This is a genomic window from Curvivirga aplysinae (genome assembly GCF_009711445.1).
GTDB classification, from domain to species: Bacteria; Pseudomonadota; Alphaproteobacteria; order UBA8366; family Aestuariispiraceae; genus Curvivirga; species Curvivirga aplysinae.
The window spans coordinates 1-261 of the sequence record NZ_SMMC01000004.1 but is presented as its reverse complement, the minus strand read 5'-3'; the positions used below and the strand labels follow the sequence as shown (position 1 = coordinate 261).

The 261-nt window shown below is 49.4% G+C and carries 1 protein-coding gene; it reads left to right on the top strand.

The genetic code is table 11. The annotated features are described in order from the left end of the window. On the top strand, positions 1–261 hold a 261-nt coding region (locus E1160_RS00015; protein ID WP_268890590.1), incomplete at both ends, for a calcium-binding protein.

The following is a 261-nucleotide window of genomic DNA, read 5'->3' as shown; positions in this document are numbered from 1 at the left end:
TGACCAACTGACGACAGGTGATAACAATGACCGTCTATATGGTGGATCAGGTAACGATACGCTCATTGCAGGCGGCGGGGCAGATCGTCTTTATGGTGGTGAAGGAAACGACAACCTGAAAGGCGGTTCGGGAAACGACAGACTATCAGGTGGTTCCGGCGAAGATATTCTTTCCGGTGGTCTAGGAAACGACATATTGCGTGGTGGTGCTGATAATGACCAGCTAAATGGCAATGAAGGAAATGATCGTCTCTATGGTGG